Source organism: Mycolicibacterium peregrinum (genome assembly GCF_001665625.1).
Taxonomy (GTDB): Bacteria; Actinomycetota; Actinomycetes; order Mycobacteriales; family Mycobacteriaceae; genus Mycobacterium; species Mycobacterium peregrinum_B.
The window spans coordinates 61968-79968 of record NZ_LZSY01000087.1; the positions used below are offsets into that span (position 1 = coordinate 61968).

Sequence of the window (18001 nt, forward strand, 5' to 3'; positions counted from 1 at the left end):
TCCGACTACGCGTGGCGGCGCCCGTTGACTGTGAAACCACGCGCACCGCTACCCGCAAAAATGCAGCGTCAGCTCAAAGTCAACAAGAAGTTCTGGCTCGCCAGGAGCTGACCGCCATCCCCACTACCCCGCCGACCATGGCCAGCAGCCATACCAGATGTGCGGCTGTCAACACGCCCCGGTGAGGTGAGGCCGGGTGGTCGCCGCCGATCCGGTACAGGGCGATATCGCCATCCCGGTAAGCCACCGGAAGATCCAGTTCTGCCGGCACCCCATTGGTCTCGACGACCAGCCAGCCGACACCCGCGTCGGCCATTGTCCGGCCGTCAGCGCCCGAGCGCAGCAGGCCCTGCACCGCGCGGGCCCGCGTTCCCTCCCCGGGTACCACCCGGCCACCGATCACCAGATCGCCGGTTGACAGCACCTCGGCGCGCAGCCACCGGGGCAGCGGATCGAGTACCGGCGCGGCGCCGGCCCAGTAGAACGACCGCATACTGTCCGGTGGCAACACCGCCACCGGTCGGGGATCCGCGTTGATGGCGGCCGCTGCGGCGGTCCACCCAGGCGGGTACTGCACCGCACGCATCTGGTTGCCGACGCCCCAGGCGAGATCTGGCAGCACCGCGATCAGCGCCGCGCAGGCCACCGCGGCCGACGCGGCCATCGGCACCCGCAGGCGGCCCAAGGTGATCGGGGCGGCGGCAGCAGCCACGACATAGCCCGGCATGGCCAGCGCCACCCATTTCTGACCATCGCGTACCACCCCGAGGCCGGGCACGGCCCGGATCGTCGCGTCGACGAACGCCAGACCGGGGCCGGTGGCCATCGCTGCCGGGATCAGCACCGCTGCCGCGGCCAGGATCAGCAGCGGCACCGCCCTGCGGTTGCGCACCACCGCGGGCAGGCCGAGCGCGACGACGCCGACCAGGATGACGGTGGCGGCCACGGCGAAAAGTGTTGTGCGCGAGCTTGGCACGGCTTCACCGTTCCAGATTCCACCCAGGCCGGCCAGGCTGCCGAGGGTGGAAAGTCCGGGCTCGGCCCGAGCCGCGAATGCATGCACCCCGGCCGCCGACGCCGGAGAGGACACCGTGCCACCGACCGCGGCGGCCACCAGCCACGGCGTCGCCGCCAGCACTGAGATGCCCAATGCGAGCGCGGCGACGCGCAGGCGCCGCCAGCCATCGCCGGGGGCCGCAACGCACACCAGAGCGACCGTGGCGGCCAGCATCAGCCCCGTCGGCGTCAAACCGGCGAGCGCGATCCAGAACAGCAAGCCCCACACCGGGCCCGTCTCCGGCTTGGTCCGCAGGCGCACCACGCACGCCGCCACCCAGGGCAGGCAGCCGTAGCCGACGAGCAGGCTCCAGTGCCCCTGCAGCAACCGCTCGGCCACGTACGGATTCCAGATCGCCAGCGTCGCGGCGATGAACTGAGCGGGCAGCCCGGCGTCCATCACAGTGGAGGCCAAGCGTGCGGCGCCCCAGCCGGCCAGCCACAGGCCCGCCACGAGCAGAACCTTCACCACGATTCCGCCGTCCAGCACGGTCGACGTCAGGGCAACGAGAAAATCCTGGGGCAACGCGCGGGGGGCGGCTTCGGTCAGGCCGAGCGCCGCATCGGTCAGGTATGAGCGGGGGGTGGAGACGGCGTCCCGCAAAAGCAGGTAACCGGGCCCCAGCAGGGGCCCGGTTACCGATAACGACAGTGTCAGCGCGTAGGCCGGCAGCACTGCAGAGCGCAGGCTCAGATCACCGGTCCGGTGGTAGGTCGGTTGGTCGTTGAGCGGGTAGCTTCTCGGTCTTGGCCTCGGCGCCGGGGACTTGGAAGCCCTGGGTGTCGAAGAAGCCGTGATCGGCGGTGTCGAGCCCGGGATCGATCAGCGTGGACTCGGCGCGGATCGCGAACGATCCCACCACGGCGCCACCGACGAGTGCCAGCAGGCCCAGCGCGGTGAACGTGATCGGCAGGACGCGGGTCCACAGTGACACGCGGTCACGCTCGTCCTGAGCGGCCGCAACCTGGGACTCCACGGTCTCCTCGTTGTAGGTGACCTTGTAGTCGACGTAGGTCACCTCGGGCTTGAGCTTGTCCCGCGCGTAGTACTGGTAGCCGTGGTCCTGCGCCTTGACGATGGTGCCCGACACGGGGTCGACCCAGAAGGTGCGCTGCGCGGCGTAGAAGCGGTCCATGGTGATCCGCTCGTCGGGTTCGCCGGGCACGCCCCACATCTCGGGGCTTGCGGTCACCGAGCTGTCGGCGTCGTCCTCGTAGAGCGAGGAGTACTTGACCGGATCGGCCAGCTTGCCGTTGGAGTCGTAGCCCACGTTCTGGATGAACCGGTAGGTGGTCAGCCCGTTGACGTCTTCTTCGCCGTCGTAGTTCGCGTCATACGCCTTCTGCGCGATCGCGTCGAAGAACGGGTACGTCTTCTTCTCGGTGTCGAACGGGAACCGGTACGTCAGGCCGTCATGCGGCAGCGCGACGTTGGTCGGCGGCTTCTCGTCCTCGATGGCCCGCGGCTTCTGCAGGGCCCCGCCCGGGTTGTTGTCGCTGGACACCGCGAGCGCGGTGCTGCGGTTCATCGTGACGGTGTCCACCAGCGCCAACAGCAGACCGGAGTCCTTCTGCCGGTCCGTGCGCCGCAACGTGCTACCCACCTGCAGCGTCACCACTTCGGCGTTCGACGGTGATTCCACACTGACCTGTTGCTGCAAAGCGACCGGCACGTTGCGGTCGACCGAGAACTTCTCGGCCACCAGCGATTCCGGATCGAAAGCGGTCGCGGTCCCATCGCTGACCAGGCTGGTATCGAGATTGAGCGGGATCTTGGCGATCTTGCCCTTGGTATAGGTGGTCAGCAACAGCGCGGCAATGAGCAGGGCTGCACCCAGCCCCATCAGTCCGCATGCCGCTATCCGCAGCGCCACTGCGCGGTTCAAACCGTGCCTCCTTCAGTGTGGGCCAACTCGCCGTGAGGCAAACCCGTTCGACCCTAACAGCACTATCTAAGGCCATTACTTACTCCGGCGACATCCCGCGGGCGCGTTAACCCGCAGTTTGGCGGGGTTGCCATCGAGCGGCACACTGGTCGCCGTGGCCACCGGAGCACCGGACCCGGAAACCGGATCGGAATCTCAGGTCGGCGGGACACGTAGCTTCCTGCCGGCGGTCGAAGGCATGCGCGCCTGCGCGGCCATGGGTGTGGTGCTCACGCACGTCGCCTTTCAGACCGGGCACACCACCGGGGTGAGCGGCCGGTTCTTCGGCCGGTTCGACCTGGCAGTCGCGGTGTTCTTCGCATTGTCTGGGTTCCTGCTGTGGCGAGGCCATGCCGCCGCCGCCCGCGGCATGCGTCCCCGCCCGCGAACCGGTCACTACCTGCGCTCGCGCATCGTGCGCATCATGCCCGGCTATGTGGTGGCCGTCGTGGTGATCATCCTGCTGCTCCCGGAGGCCAAAGCCGATCTGACGGTGTGGCTGGCCAACCTGACCCTGACCCAGATCTACGTGCCGCTGACGCTGACCGCGGGGCTCACCCAGATGTGGAGCCTGTCGGTTGAGGTCAGTTTCTATCTGGCGCTGCCGGTGCTGGCGCTGCTCGCGCGGCGGCTGCCGGTGCGGGCCCGTGTCGGCGTGATCGTCGCGCTCGCGGCGCTGAGCCTGTTGTGGGTGCGCATCCCGTTCTCGGGCACCACGGGACTCAACCCGTGGAACTGGCCGCCGGCGTTCTTTTCCTGGTTCGCCGCGGGCATGGTGCTGGCTGAACTCACGGTGAGCCCATTCGGTTGGGTGCACCGGCTGGCCCGGCGCCGGGTGCTGATGGGTGTCATCGCCGCGGTGGCGTTCGCGATCGCGGCCTCGCCGCTGGCCGGACTGGAAGGGCTACGCCCGGGCTCGGTCGGCCAGGTGACGTTGAAGACGGCGATGGGTGCGATCGTCGCGGGCGCGCTGCTGGCCCCGCTGGTCCTCGACCACCCCGACACCGGGCATCCGATTCTGGGCAACAAGGTGATGGTCACGCTGGGCCGCTGGTCCTACGGGCTGTTCGTCTGGCACCTTGCGGCGCTGGCCATGGTGTTCCCGATGATCGGGGAGTTCCTTTTCAACGGCCAGATGCTGGTGGTGCTGGTTCTGACGCTGGTGTTCGGTTTCGCGCTGGCCGCGGTCAGCTACGCGCTGGTGGAGTCACCGTGCCGGGAGGCCCTGCGGCGGTGGGAGTACCGGAATCAGACCCCGGTGCCACCGCTGGACAGCTCCATCACCGACGAGCCCGAGCCGGCTCCAGCCGCGCGATGACCTCGTCGCGCACCGCGGTACGCCGGGCCTTGCCCGCGTCGTCACGCAGTGGGGTGTCGACGAACTCGACGTCGCCCGGCACCTTGTAGCCCGAGAGACGCTCGCGCAGGAATGCCTGCACCGCCGTGGCATTCAGGTCCGATCCGTCGGACGTCTGCACGAGCGCGTACGGCACCTGCCCGAGATCTTCGTGCGGTACGCCGACGACGAGGCAGGACAGGACGTCAGGATGCTCGGCGAGCGCCGCTTCGATCTCGGCGGGGTAGACGTTCTTGCCGCCGACGGTGAACATGTCCACCCGCCGGTCGTTGAGGTAGAAGAACCGCTCGGGCCCGTCGTCGACGTAATACCCCAGATCTCCGAGTGAGTCCCAGCCGTCGCGGTTTTTGGCCGTGCTGCCGACGTAGCGGTAGGTGGGGGCGCTGCCCGGTCCGGGCCGCATGTAGATCTCACCGGTCACGCCGGGCGGGCACTCCTGGCCGTCGTCGTCGAGCACCTTCATCTCTCCGGCCACCACCACGCCGACCGATCCCGGATGCCGCAGCCACTGCTCGCCGGAGATGAACGTGAGCGCCTGCAGTTCGGTGCCGCCGTACAGTTCCCACAGGGCCTCGGGGTCGAGCAGGTCGATCCAGGCCTGCTTGACCGCAGGTGGGCAGGGTGCGCCGACGTGCCAGAACCGCCGAATGCTCGACAGGTCATAGGCTTTCGGGTCGGCGCGGTACACCGGCAGCAGCCGTTGCATGATGGTGGGCACCGTGGTCAGGAACGTCACGCGGTGTTCGGTGACCAGCGCCAGGAACTCGGCTGGATCGAAGCGTGGCATCAACACCAGGTGGTGGCCCTGCAACAGCGCGATGGCGAATGTGGTGAAACCGGTGTTGTGGCTCATCGGTACCGACATCAGCGTCACGTCGTCGGGCTGGGCGCCCAGGGGCACACCGATCAGAGCGGGCACCCGGCTGTCGCCGCCGGCTTCGATCAGCTTCGGGCGTCCGGTACTGCCGCCCGACGCCATCGACTTCCACGTCGGCGCGACCGCCTCGGGAAGCGGTGCATCGGACAGCTCGGCATCAGGAGTGAAACCGGCCGGAACCCAGGGGGTTTCGCCCGCGTCGCGGCCGACGACCAGGGCCCTGGGACGCAGCGCGAGGATCCCGGCGAACTCCGCGTCCGGCAACCGGGGCGACAGGGGTTGCGGTACCGCGCCGAGTTTCCAGGTGGCAAGGACGGCCTGTACCCATCCGATCGAGTTGGGCAGGCTTATGGTGACGTAATCGCCTTGTCGCACACCGCGTTCAGCGTAGGCTCGGGCCAGTCGATTGGTGGACCGGTCCAGTTCGGCCCGGGTGAGCGTGATGCCCTGGCAGGTCACCGCGGGCCGGTCAGGACCGGCCGCTGCCAACTCGGCGACCTGGGTAGGAATGGTCGGGATGGCGTCGGTCATCTCAGTACCCGCCCTTCCGCTCGAAGATCCGGCGTGGGTTGTCCACGAGCATCGTGGTGATCTGCTCCTCGGTGACCCCACGCTCCCGTAGGGCAGGCAGCACATCGTTGTGGATGTGCAGGTAATGACTGTTGGGCAGGGCCGTGGTGGTCAATTCGTCAGGCAGCGCGTCGAAGTAGCACCAGGTGTCGTGCGAGAGCACCATCTTCTCGGCGTGGTCGCGCTCGCACATGGTCGCCACCGTGGCGACCCGCTCCTCGAACGGCAGGAAGACATCCACACCGAACCGGTCCATGCCGATATAGGACCCGTTGGCGATCAGCTCTTCGAGGTAGCCGATGTCAGTGGTGTCACCGCAATGGCCGATGATCACCCGGGACAGGTCGACGCCCTCCTCGGCGAAGATGCGCTGCTGTTCGAGGCCGCTCCGGCTGGCCGCATGGGTGTGGGTCGAGATGGGCACTCCGGTCTGTCGGTGGGCCTGAGCGACGGCTCGCAGCACCCGTTCGACACCCGGTGTGACGCCCGGTTCGTCAGTGGCGCACTTGAGGATTGCCGGTTTGATCCCGGTATCGGCGATGCCGTGTTCGATGTCGCGGACGAACATCTCGGTCATCGGATCCGGACGGCCGGTTTTGGGCGCGTTGAAGTGGAAGGTCAGCGGCAGGTCGTTGTAGGTGTAGAAGCCGGTGGCGACGATGATGTTCAGGTCGGTGGCCTCGGCGATCCGGGCGATCCGCGGAATGTAGCGGCCGAGGCCGATCACCGTGAGGTCGACGATCGTGTCGACACCGTGGGATTTGAGTTCGGTGAGCCGCGCGATCGCATCGGCTTCCCGGCTGGCTTCGTCGCCCCAGGACTCGGGATAGTTCTGGGTCAGCTCGGTGCTCATGATGAAGACGTGCTCGTGCATGAGCGTGACGCCGAGGTCGGTGGCATCGATGGCTCCGTGGGCGGTGTTGACAGTCGGCACGAGCCCGATGCTAGGTGCGTCAGTCCGCTGTGTGTGGGGATTCGGCCCAGTCGCGGGCGGTGGTACCTGCACCGTCGAGCCCCCAGCTGATGATGCGGCGCGGCGCGATACGGATGATGTCGCCGGACAGCCCGCCTTCGGTGGTTCCCGCGCCGGGCAGCGCCGTTGCCGTGCCACGGATTTCGATGCCGCGCGCGTCTGGTGGCCGTACCGAGAGCACCGTGTCGACGATGAAGGCGACCTGCGGGTTGCCAATCACATTGCGCCACTTCTGCGTCGACGCGAGGGCGTGGCCGACGATGTCGATGCCCTCCTGATCGGGACTCACGTGGACACCGACGGGACGGATTTGCGGAGCGCCGTTGCGGTCGACGGTGCACAGGCGTCCGATTGGTTGCTCGCGCAGGTGGGTCAGCTCGGCGGCGGTGAAGCTCATGATGTCGGTCCTTCTTCGTCGGGTCGCAGCTCGTCGTGCTGCAGGGTGTCGTGGAGCCGGGTGAATACCCTTTCGATGCAGTCGAGTTCGTCGGGCCGGATGTGGTCGAAGAACAATTCGCGGACCGACTCGGAGTGCAGCGGCATGGCGTCGCGCAGCACTTCGGCGCCGGAGGCGGTCAGCACCGCGCGGTAGCCGCGGCGATCCTCGGGCACCGGTTCCCGCAGCACCAGACCGCGCTTGGTCATCGAGTTGATCTGGTAGGTGATTCGGCTGCGGGAGAACACCATCTTCTCGGCGAGTTCGCTCATGCGCAGGCGGTGATCGGGAGCGGCGGACAGCAGCATCAACAGGTGATAGTCCATCAAGCTCAGGCCGGTGGCCTCGCGGAGGCGCTCGTCGAGCAGTGTCTCCAGACGCAGGCTGGATTCGATGTAGGGCCGCCAGGTCCGTGCCTCGGCGGTGGAGAGCATTCGCGTCACATTCCTCCGATCGGACAACTAGTTCAGATCTCAATAGTGTGAAGGATCGCCTTGCCGTTCGCTATATCTCGACCTACTGTCAATATAGTACAAATTTGAATAAAATGAAGGGACGCCTGACATGACACACGTGATCGACTGGGACGACGCCTACCGGCAGGACCAGACCCCAGCCTGGAGCATCGGTGCACCGCAACCGGAGTACGCGGCGATCATCGACACCGACGGCGCGGTTCGAGGTGAGGTTCTCGATGCGGGGTGTGGTCACGCCGAACTCGCGTTGGCGCTGGCTGCGCGCGGCCACAACGTCGTCGGCCTGGACCTGAGCCCCACCGCCGTGGCGGCAGCAACCGAGACCGCCCGTCAGCGAGGGCTGGACACCGCGACATTCGCGCAGGCCGACATCTCCTCGTTCACCGGATACGACGGCCGGTTCTCGACGATCTTCGACAGTGGGCTGCTGCACGCGCTGCCTGCCGAACTCCGCGACGGCTACCTGCAATCCGTATACCGCGCGGCGACGCCTGGTGCGCGGTTCTACATCCTGGCCTTCGGGGCCGGCGCATTCGGTGACCTGGACGGCCCGGGCCCGACACAGTTCACCGAAGATCAATTGCGCGAGGTGGTCTCACGCCGCTGGCAGGTCGACGAGATCCGGCCGGCACAGCTGTATGCGGCCCTACCCGAAGGCCGCACCCAGATGCCGGCCTTCTTGGTGACCGCCACCAAGGTCTAGCGGCTACCCGGCGTCGGCTTCGACGGCGGCCATGACCTCGGGGGTGATCGGGTCGAGGATGTCGTCGAAGTCGTGGTGCTTCTGCACGTACTTCTTGACAAATGGGCAGACCGCGACGATGCGTTTGCCGGCGGCACGTGCATCGGTCAGTGCCGCGGAGACCAGCTCGCCTGCCAGGCCACGGCCGCCGAACTTGTCGTCGATTTCGGTGTGGTGGAAGATGCGCTGGTCGCCTGAGTCGACATAGGCCGCGAGGCCGGCGTGTTCGCCGTCGACGGTGATCTCGTAATGGCGGGCTTCGGGAATGTTGCGGACTTCAGCCATGTCCCAACTATGCCCCAGTGGCACTGGCACGATCATGCAGATGGCCGTCACCGCAGGTTCGACGTGGGCGCCGTTGGCATCGCCGGTCTACCGGGCGCTGTGGATCGCACAATTCGTCTCCAACCTCGGCACCTGGATGCAGACGGTGGGCGCCCAGTGGATGCTGGTCGGAGATCCGCGTGCCCCGGTGCTGGTGCCGTTGGTGCAGACCGCCACCACGCTGCCGGTGATGCTGTTGGCCCTGCCGTCGGGCGTGCTCGCCGACCTGGTCGACCGGCGCAGGTTGCTGCTGGCCACCCAGGGTGCAATGGCGGCGGGAGTGGCTGCGCTGGCGACGCTGACCGGTGTCGGTCTCGCGACACCGACGGTGCTGCTGATCCTGCTGTTCCTGATCGGTTGCGGGCAGGCGCTGACGGCACCGGCATGGCAGGCGATCCAACCTGATCTTGTTCCGCGTGAACAGATTCCGGCCGCCGCCGCGCTCGGCAGTATGAGCATGAACGGGGCGAGGGCGATCGGACCGGCGATCGCCGGCGCGTTGGTCTCGCTGTCAGGCCCAACCCTGGTGTTCGCGCTCAACGCGGTCTCCTTCGCCGGCATCGTCGTGGTGCTGCTGCTCTGGCGCAGCCCCGTCGCCGAACACCTGCTGCCCGCCGAGCGGCCGTTGGCCGCACTCAGCGCCGGTGGCCGGTTCATCCGGAGCTCACCGATCATCCGGCGGATTCTGCTGCGGGCGGTGTTGTTCATCGCGCCCGGCAGCGCGTTGTGGGGCCTGCTCGCGGTGATCGCCGACAGGCAGCTCGGGCTGTCCTCGTCCGGCTACGGCCTGTTGCTGGGCGCGCTCGGAGTCGGGGCGGTGCTCGGCGCGTTCGTCCTGGGCCGGCTGCAGTACGCGTTCGGCCTGAACGCCCTGCTGATTGCCGCCGCCGTCGGATTCGCCGGAGCCACTGCGGTTCTGGCGCTGGTCCACAACTTCGGCATCGTCCTGGCGGCCCTCGTGATCGGGGGCACGTCCTGGCTGTTGGCACTGTCGACGCTCAATGCCTCGATGCAGTTGAGCCTGCCTGCGTGGGTGCGCGCCCGCGGGTTGTCGGTGTATCAGCTGACGTTCATGGGCGGCCAGGCGATCGGTTCGCTGGTGTGGGGGCTGGTGGCCGGTGCGACGAGCACCGTGACGGCGCTTTTGATCAGTGCCGGGCTTCTGGTGTTCTGCGCGGTATCGGCCTGGTGGTGGCCGCTGCACGCGCGCACCGGCGACCTGGACCTGACCCCGTCGGCGCATTGGCCCGAACCGGCGTTGGTGTTCGAGCCGGCCCCGCCGGATGGCCCCGTCCTGGTACTGACGTCCTACCGGGTGGAACCTGAACATGAGGCCGAGTTCTTCGCTGCCATGGGTGTACTCGGCCGGTCCCGGCAGCGCACCGGGGCCACGCAATGGCAGCTGTTCCGCAGTGTCGAGCGTGACGCCGTCTTCGTCGAGGCGTTCGTGGTGCGGTCCTGGGACGAGCATGTGCGGCAGCACCGCACTCGCCTCACCGGTAACGACCTGCTCATCGAGCAGTCAGTGGAGCGGTGGGTCGAGGGCGAGCCGGTTTCGCATCACCTGATCGCGGTACGCACTTCTTGACTGTGAGCGCCATCACAGTAATATGACCAGTGGTCATCCACTCTGGAGGCGCTGATGCCAACGGTCACCTGGGCACGTGTCGATCCCGCTCGTCGGGCCGCGGTGATCGCGGCCGCCGAGGCGGAATTCGGGGCGCACGGATACTCCCGCGGCAGCCTCAACGTCATCGCCCGCAAGGCCGGTGTCGCGAAAGGCAGTCTCTTCCAATACTTTGCGGACAAGCGCGACCTGTACGCGTTCATCGCCGATGTCGGCAGCCAGCGGGTGCGGTCCTACATGGAAGGCCGGATTCGCGAGCTCGATCCGAGCCGCCCGCTCTTCGAATTCCTCCCTGACCTGCTCGACGACTGGGTGGCCTACTTCGCCGATCACCCCAGGGAGCGGGCGCTGCACGCCGCCGCCAGTTTCGAGGTCGACGCCGACGCGCGGGTCAGCGTGCGCGCCGTGGTCCACCGTCATTACCTCGATGTGCTGCGCCCCCTGGTGCGGGATGCGCAAACGCGCGGCGACCTGAAGCCCGACTGCGACGTCGATGCGTTGCTGTCGCTGATGTTGATGATCTTTCCGCACCTGGCGCTCGCGCCGTACGTGCGTGGGATGGATCCGATCCTGGGCCTCGATGAGCCCAGCCCTGAGCAACCGGCCCTGGCCGTACGCCGCCTCGTCGGGGTGTTGTCGGCCGCATTCGCGGTACCCAATTTCTCGGCATCCGATCAACCAGCCCGCCAGACCTGAGGAGGTCTCATGTCACACACACAGTTCGGTTCGCTGGCCAAAGGTGGCCTCAATTGGAACAGCTTGCCGCTGAAGCTCTTCGCGGGTGGTAACGCGAAATTCTGGGATCCTGCCGACATCGATTTCTCCCGCGACCGAGCGGATTGGGAGGCGCTGACCGATCGGGAACGGGAGTACGCCACCCGCCTGTGCGCCGAGTTCATCGCCGGGGAGGAGGCTGTCACCAAGGACATTCAGCCTTTCATGTCCGCGATGCGGGCCGAGGGCCGCCTGGGTGACGAGATGTATTTGACCCAGTTCGCCTTCGAGGAGGCCAAACACACCCAGGTGTTCCGCATGTGGCTGGACGCCGTCGGTATCGGCGACGATCTGCACAACTACTTCGACGACCTTCCGGCCTACCGGCAGATGTTCTACGAGGAGCTGCCGCAGTCGCTGGATGCGTTGTACACCGACCCGTCGCCGGCTGCCCAGGTGCGGGCGTCGGTGACCTACAACCACATCGTCGAAGGCATGCTGGCTCTCACGGGATACTATGCGTGGCACAAGATTTGCGTCGATCGCGGGATCCTGCCCGGGATGCAGGAGCTGGTCCGGCGCATCGGGGACGACGAGCGTCGGCACATGGCGTGGGGCACGTTCACCTGTCGCCGTCACGTCGCCGCCGATGACGCCAACTGGGCGGTGTTCGAGGAGCGGATGAACGAGCTGATCCCGCTGGCGCTGCGACTCACCGAGGAGGGCTTCGCCCTGTACGCACCGGACATTCCGTTCGGCTTGGTGCAGGACGAGTTCATGCAGTACTCGGCCGACAAGGGAATGCGCCGGTTCGGCACCATCAGCAGCGCCCGGGGCCGGCCGCTCGAGGAGATCGACCTCGACTACTCGCCACTGACGTTGGAGGACACGTTCGCCGACGAGGATGCGCGGGCGCTGGCGGCCACCGCCTGACCCGCAAGGTCGGCGACAGGTCCCGAGGGTGCGGTGTCGGCGAACCCCTCCGTCGCCGACACCGCAGCCGTGCGCACCACATAGTGCGCAGCCGCGCGAACACAGCTAAGCCTCACAGCTCGGCTGCAACTGACTGCGTAGTTAATACGCTCAGCCCTGCACAATCCTGGTCCGCAACCTGAGGTCCCCCATGCAGCAAAGGACGTTCCGGGCTTGTGTCACGCGTGTCGGTACCGTAAGTACTGGATACCCGCGTTGTCAACAGCTCCACTGAATCCGTCGGCGAAGTGCCCGTTTACTCCGGATCGGTGGGCTCCGGTGCTTTTGGTGTGACGATCGGCTCGGGTGATCGGGCAAAGGTGATCGTGGATACCGCAACGGAGATGACCGACAGCAGCGCCGCCAGTTGCACCCACGGCGAGTGTCCGACATACCCGTCGACCGACCGCCACGGGTACTGGCTCAGCGCCGCACCGGCCAGCGTCAGCCCGCCCGCCGCTACGGCGACCGTCAGCCTCTCCTGCCAGGCGTCGCGATTACGCAGCAGGTAGCGCACTCCCAGGGCGGCACCCGCTACAAGTAATCCCGGCAGACCCGACAGCGCCGTACCCACCGCGAGTACCGCGGCCGCCGCCAGCGGCCGCGCCGGCTGCCACGGCTGCACAGGATCGAGATCCAGATCGCGGCGCCGCGCCGGCCACAGGGCCAACAGGGCCAGCACCGGCAGCAGTGCGAGTCCACCGATCAACCCGATGCGGTAGGGCCGGTTCGAGGGGAAGGACAACGTGACGGGTCCACTCTCGCCGGCCGGGATCACCCAGCCCTGCTGCCAACCGTTGATCTTCACCGGCTTCAGTGCGGTGCCATCGGCGGTCCGCGCGATCCATCCCGGGTTCACGCTTTCGGGCACCACCAGGGCCCGCGGTTTCCCTGATGCCGGCAACTCGACCTGCCTGCGGTCCGGTGACCACACCGGTGCGGCGACGGGAGTTGTTGTGGCCACGCGTAGCTGAGCGGCCTCCGGGGTATTGAGGACGACCCCGTCGACGACGAACGCTGCGCCCGGGCTCACCAGGAGTTCCTGTTGGCCGGCGGGCAGGGTGACCGGGCCGGTCCGGCAGGGTTGGGCCGCAATCGGATCACCGTCGAGTAGTGCCCCCACGGTGGTGCGCACCGAGGTCTGGATGAACTGCCCGGCCACGCCGATGATGGGACCCTGACCGCACGGAAGTGACACCGTCCGTTTGCGATTGGCGGCGGAGTCGGCGGGGGCGACAGGCTTGCCGTGGACGTCGAGGACGGTCAGTTCGGCCAGCCCGGGCGGCTTGAGCTGGTCGAAGCCCAGCGAGGTGCGGTCGATGATGTCGTTCCAGGCGAGCAGCGACACGGTGATGGTGTCGGTCACCCGCGGTTTGAGGTGCGCGGTCTGAGCCTCACCGTTGCCGGGGAGCTTGTGTACCTGCGGACCGTCGCCCAGGTCGATCGAGACCAGCGTCGGATGCGCCGGCGGTTGGCTGGCGCCGGGATCGATCCGCAGCGCGCCAACCTCGGTGGGCGCAGGCAGTTTCAGCGTCAGCGTGGGCGGCGCCTTGAACTGAACGACGCGCTGCGGCGCGGTCCAGGACGTCCGCGGGTCGCCGTCGGTGGCGGCATAGGCCGAACCGAGCACGTCGATCGGATCGGCGTCACCGGAGGCGCGGGTGGTTCCGGGTTGGGCGACCAGATCGGCGAGTTTGGGTCCCTGGCGGGACCGGATCCACACCGTCGGCTCGACTTCGGTGGGGGCGGGCACCGTGAGCGTGCGGCTGAGGTTCACCGGCTCCTCGGAGGCCAGCGCCAGTGCAGCCGCGCACCGGACCCCGGCCGGGCTGTCGGCGCAGCCGGTCCGGCCCAGGAGTTCTGTGCCCAGGTCCCATTGTGCGACAACCGAATCCGCTGGAGGACCGGGAACCTCCACGGTGTGCCGCAGGTTGATGGGGTGCGCGAATCCAGAGGCGTCGTACTGGGTGACGGACAGATCGGTGATGCCGAACTGCACGCCGGGCGAACCGTCGTTGGTGGCGACCGCGGTGACCCGGACCCACGGCGTTTCACCGACCGGCAGCGGGATGGTCAACTGCTGGCCGGCGGTGTCGAAGCGCAGGCTGCTGGTGCCGGTCGCGGTGGCCACCTCGATGCGGCGCACCTGGGCACCGACCGCCGTCGCGCTGGGGGTGATGGTCAAGGTGGCGTTGGTGACCGGGTGATCGAAATCGACCTGCAACCACTGGCCGACCGCGGCCTGAAGGGCGTTGGACACCCACGACGTCGAGCCGTCGCTGTCGATGGCGGCAGCGGGTCCGGTGGCCGGCGCGACGTTGGGCAGTGCGGTGGAGTCCGCGGCCGAACTGGACACCGACACCCGTCCGCCGTTCCACTTGCCGTAGACCGGTGCGGCCCCGTCGGTCGGGTAGTCCGGGACCCGATTGTGGGTATGGCGGGCGTCGTCGGGGGTGCGGATCGCCGAGGCGTGGTCGTCGACGCGGCCGTAGTCGATCTCGCGCGCGGTCGGGGTGTCGGTGACGATCACCCCGGCCGATCCGTCGGGTTGTACCGGCAGGCCGGCCCGTTCGGCATCGGCGGTCAGCAGCATCGGCCCCAGTGGGGGTCGGCCGGCCAGGCGTCGGCGTTCGTCGAGACGCAGCAGCGCCTCGGGTGCACCGGCCACCCGGGTCATCGCGTCGGTGTCGACCAGATAGGGCGCGGCCGGGTTGGTTCCGCCGGTGTCCACCCGATAGATCTCGACGGCGGGGTACTGCGGTCGCAGACCACTGTCGGCGACGAAGCCCTCCAGCGTCCCGGGACCCGACGAGTCGCCGAACTCGGCGACCTTGGACAGTCCGGGAGACCCTTCGATCGACCGGTGCACCAGCACCGGCCGGGCTGACCGGGACACGTCGGGATCCAGATCGTTGCGCAGTACGACATACGAAATGCCTTGCCGGGCAAGGGTGTCTGCGAGTCCCGCAGAAGGGCGGCCGGCGGCGAACAACCGCTGCACCGAATCCAGTGCGCGGATCGTCTCCGGCGGTGTCAGCGGGATCGAATCCCGCACCCCCCACGGGCTGGATCCGAGCACCTGTAACGGCTCGTCGTGGCTGTTGCCCCAGGTCTGGGTGGCGAACGGGGCGCCGGGTGCGACCAGGACCCGGCCCCGGTCGGTGTTGTGTTCGTCGAGCCAGTCCGCGGTGTCGTGCCAGTACTGCGGGATGGCGGTGAAGGTTCCGGCGGGGGCGATCCGGCCCGTCCAGGCGAGCGAGGTTCCGGCGGCCAGTGCGGCGAGCACCACGATCGCCACCGCGATGCGCTTGTCGCGTTCGGGCCGGGCGAATGCCCGCACCCACACCGGCAGGGCCGCGCTGCCCGGCAGCGGGATCCGGCCCAACAGATGAGCCAGACCCAGCGCCAGCGGTAGCCGCAGCACCGGATCGAGCTTGGCCAGGTTGCGCAGCGGCGTGCCTGTGCCGTCCAGGAAATCCTGGACCGCCGTCGCGACCGGGGAGCCCAGCCCCCCGGAATAGCCCAGGCCCAGCAGGACCACGCCGATCAACAGCATGGTGATCAGCCGGCCCCGCGCAGGCATTGAGCGCAGCGCCAACCCGGCCAGGCCGGCTGCCGCCACCAAGGTCGTGGCCAGCACCGCGACCGTGCTCGTCACCAGTGACGCCGCCGCAGTGGCGGTAGACGCCACGAACGGGGTCCAGGTATGGGTGCCGCGCAGCATCTCGGTCAATGACATCCACTGCGTGGTGACGCCCGAGGATTCGATGAAGTCCAGGAACGGCGGACTGATCCGACCGAGCATCACCAGCGCCACGACCCACCAGGCGACGGCGAGTGCCGTGCAGCCGAACCACCACGCGGTAAACCGCCACCACAGCCGGTTCGGGCGGTGGCAGGCCCACCAGATGATCGCTGCCAGGCAGCCGGTCAGGGTGGCGACGGCGTTCACCGCGCCCATCAGCGCCACGGCGCCCGCCGACCGGGCAGCCATCAGCCGCAGGTTCCGATCCTGGCGGAACGCCAGGATCATCGGTACCAGCACCCACGGCGCCAGCATCATCGGCAGCGTCTCGGACGAGATCGCGCCGAGGGTGGTCAGCACGCGGGGTGACAGCGTGAAGGCGAGTGCGCCGAGGACACGCGAACCGGTGCTGCCGATGCCCAGGAGTTCGGCCAGGCGCAGCATGCCCCAGAAACCCACGGTCAACAGCAGGGCCCACCACAGTCGTTGCGTGACCCAGCCGGGAATCCCCAGCAGATCGCCGGCCAGGAAGAACGCGCCGTGGGGGAAGAGGTAGCCGTAGGCCTGGTTCTGCGCCTGCCCGAACGGCAGGTCGCTGTTCCACAGATTGAAGGCGCGAGCCAGGAACCTCAGGGGATTGGCAGTGAGGTCCAGCTTCGTGTCGGGTGAAATCTCTCCGGGCGACTGGGCGAAAGTCAGGAGCAGTGTCGCCGCGGCGACCACCCACAACCAGCGCCGCGACAGTGGCGCGTCGAGCGCCCGCCGCGTTAGCGGCACATCCAAGCTAGGACCGGTCGCCGTACTCGACCCTGTTGAGCACCGATGACGCCGGGTCGCCCGCTTGCAGCGGAGGCTTCGTGTCCTGCTGCACCATTAGCGTCACACCGAAAACGGCAGCCGCCCCCAACAGCAGGCCGACGACAATGCTGGCCGCGGAGGGTATGACGAACCGGTTCACCCGGCCAACCTAGCACGGCAACACCGCCGATCAGTGCCAGGTGGACGTGGGTCGACACGCAGAGAATCGATTACGGCTTGCTCAGCGGCTAAGGTCGGGCCTCATGGCTTCACCGCGCCTCGTCGCAACTTTCGCAGCGTTGTCCGGACTGTTGCTGGCCTGCTCCCCGAGCACGCCGGCGCCGGAGTCTCAGTCTTCTGACACGAAGCCGATGTCCACCCACGCACCGATGCCCGCCGCGCCGGTATGCGATGTGGCGGCCCTGTCGCCCCGCGACAAGTTGGCCCAGTTGCTGACCGTCGGGGTCAAGGACGCGGACGACGCGCGTTCGGTGGTGAGCAGCCAGCACGTCGGCGGCATCATGATCGGCAGCTGGACCGACCTGTCGATGGTCAACGAAGGATCCCTGCGCGATATCTCGGCCGCCGGCCCGCTGCCGTTGGCGGTCACCGTTGACGAAGAGGGCGGCCGGGTTTCGCGGCTGTCCTCGCTGATCGGCGAGCAGCCGTCGGCGCGGGTGCTGGCCCAGACCAAATCCGTCGACGAGGTGTACGGCATCGCGCTGGAGCGCGGCCAGAAGATGCGCGGCCTCGGCATCACGGTCGACTTCGCGCCCGTCGTCGACGTCACCTCCGATCCCGACGACACCGTCATCGGTGACCGGTCCTTCGGTGACGACCCGGCCAAGGTCACCGAGTACGCCGGTGCCTATGCCCGCGGGCTGCGGGAGGCCGGGGTGCTCCCGGTGCTCAAGCACTTCCCGGGACACGGACACGGCTCGGGTGACTCGCACACCGGCTCGGTGACCACCCCGCCGCTCGAGGAGCTCAAGGCCAACGATCTGCTGCCCTACGCCACCTTGACCACCCAGGCCCCGGTGGCCGTCATGGTCGGACACCTGGAGGTGCCGGGCCTGACCGGTACCGATCCGGCCAGCCTCAGCCCCGCCGCGTATGAGCTGCTGCGTTCGGGCGGATACGGCGGCCCGGGCTTCAACGGGCTGGTCTACACCGACGACCTGTCCAGCATGGCCGCGATCAACCAGCGCTACGGAGTGGCTGCTGCGGTGCTCAAGGCATTCCAGGCCGGGGCCGACAACGCGCTGTGGATCACCACCGACGAGGTGCCCGCGGTGCTCGACGGCCTGGAGAAGGCGTTGGCCGACGGCCAACTGAACCAGGCCGCCGTGGATGCGGCGGTGCAGCGCAATATTGACGCCAAGGGTGGGGTGCACTGCTAGCAGCTCGCT

Annotated in this window: 15 protein-coding genes; 6 read left to right on the top strand and 9 right to left on the bottom strand. The window is 68.0% G+C overall.

Annotation, left to right across the window (positions count from 1 at the left end; all coding sequences use genetic code 11):
- Window positions 1-79: 79 nt before the first annotated feature.
- Both A5779_RS12085 and A5779_RS12090 read right to left on the bottom strand, forming a co-directional pair.
- Window positions 80-1729 (bottom strand): MmpA family trehalose lipid delivery protein, encoded by a 1650-nt coding sequence (locus A5779_RS12085; RefSeq protein ID WP_064882185.1) that lies wholly within the window; start codon window positions 1727-1729, stop codon window positions 80-82.
- 22 nt (window positions 1730-1751) lie between these two features.
- Complete coding sequence (locus tag A5779_RS12090; protein WP_064882103.1) at window positions 1752-2942, bottom strand: cell envelope lipid trafficking protein PgfA; 1191 nt, start codon at window positions 2940-2942, stop codon at window positions 1752-1754.
- 238 nt (window positions 2943-3180) lie between these two features.
- Between A5779_RS12090 and A5779_RS12095 the strand changes: the two genes are divergently transcribed.
- Entirely contained in the window at window positions 3181-4299 is a 1119-nt protein-coding gene (locus tag A5779_RS12095) for an acyltransferase family protein (RefSeq protein ID WP_207549069.1), read from the top strand.
- Here the strand turns inward: A5779_RS12095 and A5779_RS12100 are convergent.
- From A5779_RS12100 to A5779_RS12115, 4 genes are read right to left on the bottom strand one after another with little or no spacing between them, the layout of a single operon-like run.
- Window positions 4262-5746, bottom strand: a complete 1485-nt coding sequence (locus A5779_RS12100; protein ID WP_064882108.1) for an AMP-binding protein — start codon at window positions 5744-5746, stop codon at window positions 4262-4264. The genes A5779_RS12095 and A5779_RS12100 overlap by 38 nt on opposite strands.
- Window position 5747: 1 nt before the next feature.
- On the bottom strand, window positions 5748-6719 hold the full coding sequence (locus A5779_RS12105; protein WP_064882111.1) for a phosphotriesterase family protein: 972 nt from the start codon (window positions 6717-6719) through the stop codon (window positions 5748-5750).
- 19 nt (window positions 6720-6738) lie between these two features.
- Window positions 6739-7155, bottom strand: a complete 417-nt coding sequence (locus A5779_RS12110; protein WP_064882114.1) for a PPOX class F420-dependent oxidoreductase — start codon at window positions 7153-7155, stop codon at window positions 6739-6741.
- The gene (locus A5779_RS12115) at window positions 7152-7628 is read right to left on the bottom strand and encodes a MarR family winged helix-turn-helix transcriptional regulator (RefSeq protein ID WP_064882116.1); all 477 of its coding nucleotides are present in this window, start codon (window positions 7626-7628) and stop codon (window positions 7152-7154) included. The genes A5779_RS12110 and A5779_RS12115 overlap by 4 nt, the downstream gene beginning before the upstream one ends.
- 130 nt (window positions 7629-7758) lie before the next feature.
- On the opposite strand from A5779_RS12115, the gene A5779_RS12120 reads away from it, so the two are divergent.
- Window positions 7759-8373, top strand: coding sequence for a class I SAM-dependent methyltransferase (locus tag A5779_RS12120; protein WP_064882118.1), 615 nt, complete (start codon window positions 7759-7761; stop codon window positions 8371-8373).
- A 3-nt stretch (window positions 8374-8376) separates the two neighbouring features.
- On the opposite strand, the gene A5779_RS12125 is transcribed toward A5779_RS12120, so the two are convergent.
- A complete protein-coding gene (locus A5779_RS12125) occupies window positions 8377-8697 on the bottom strand; it encodes a GNAT family N-acetyltransferase (protein WP_064882187.1) in 321 nt (106 codons plus the stop codon).
- Window positions 8698-8731: 34 nt separating this feature from the next.
- Here A5779_RS12125 and A5779_RS12130 point away from each other — a divergent pair, with 34 nt between their 5' ends.
- The 3 genes from A5779_RS12130 to A5779_RS12140 are packed head-to-tail and all read left to right on the top strand — an operon-like array spanning window position 8732 to window position 12010.
- Complete coding sequence (locus tag A5779_RS12130; protein WP_064882120.1) at window positions 8732-10324, top strand: MFS transporter; 1593 nt, start codon at window positions 8732-8734, stop codon at window positions 10322-10324.
- A gap of 54 nt (window positions 10325-10378) precedes the next feature.
- Window positions 10379-11059 carry a TetR/AcrR family transcriptional regulator gene (locus A5779_RS12135; protein ID WP_064882121.1) on the top strand — a complete coding sequence of 227 codons (681 nt, stop codon included), beginning with the start codon at window positions 10379-10381 and terminating at the stop codon, window positions 11057-11059.
- A gap of 9 nt (window positions 11060-11068) precedes the next feature.
- Complete coding sequence (locus tag A5779_RS12140) at window positions 11069-12010, top strand: R2-like ligand-binding oxidase (protein WP_055119657.1); 942 nt, start codon at window positions 11069-11071, stop codon at window positions 12008-12010.
- A gap of 295 nt (window positions 12011-12305) precedes the next feature.
- Here the strand turns inward: A5779_RS12140 and A5779_RS12145 are convergent, their stop codons facing one another.
- A complete protein-coding gene (locus A5779_RS12145) occupies window positions 12306-16538 on the bottom strand; it encodes an alpha-(1->3)-arabinofuranosyltransferase domain-containing protein (RefSeq protein ID WP_207549070.1) in 4233 nt (1410 codons plus the stop codon).
- A gap of 40 nt (window positions 16539-16578) precedes the next feature.
- Complete coding sequence (locus A5779_RS12150; protein ID WP_003881739.1) at window positions 16579-16752, bottom strand: DUF2613 domain-containing protein; 174 nt, start codon at window positions 16750-16752, stop codon at window positions 16579-16581.
- Between the two features lie 103 nt (window positions 16753-16855).
- Between A5779_RS12150 and A5779_RS12155 the strand changes: the two genes are divergently transcribed.
- Window positions 16856-17992: a glycoside hydrolase family 3 N-terminal domain-containing protein gene (locus A5779_RS12155; RefSeq protein WP_064882123.1), complete on the top strand. Its 1137-nt coding sequence runs from the start codon at window positions 16856-16858 to the stop codon at window positions 17990-17992.
- Window positions 17993-18001 lie beyond the last annotated feature (9 nt).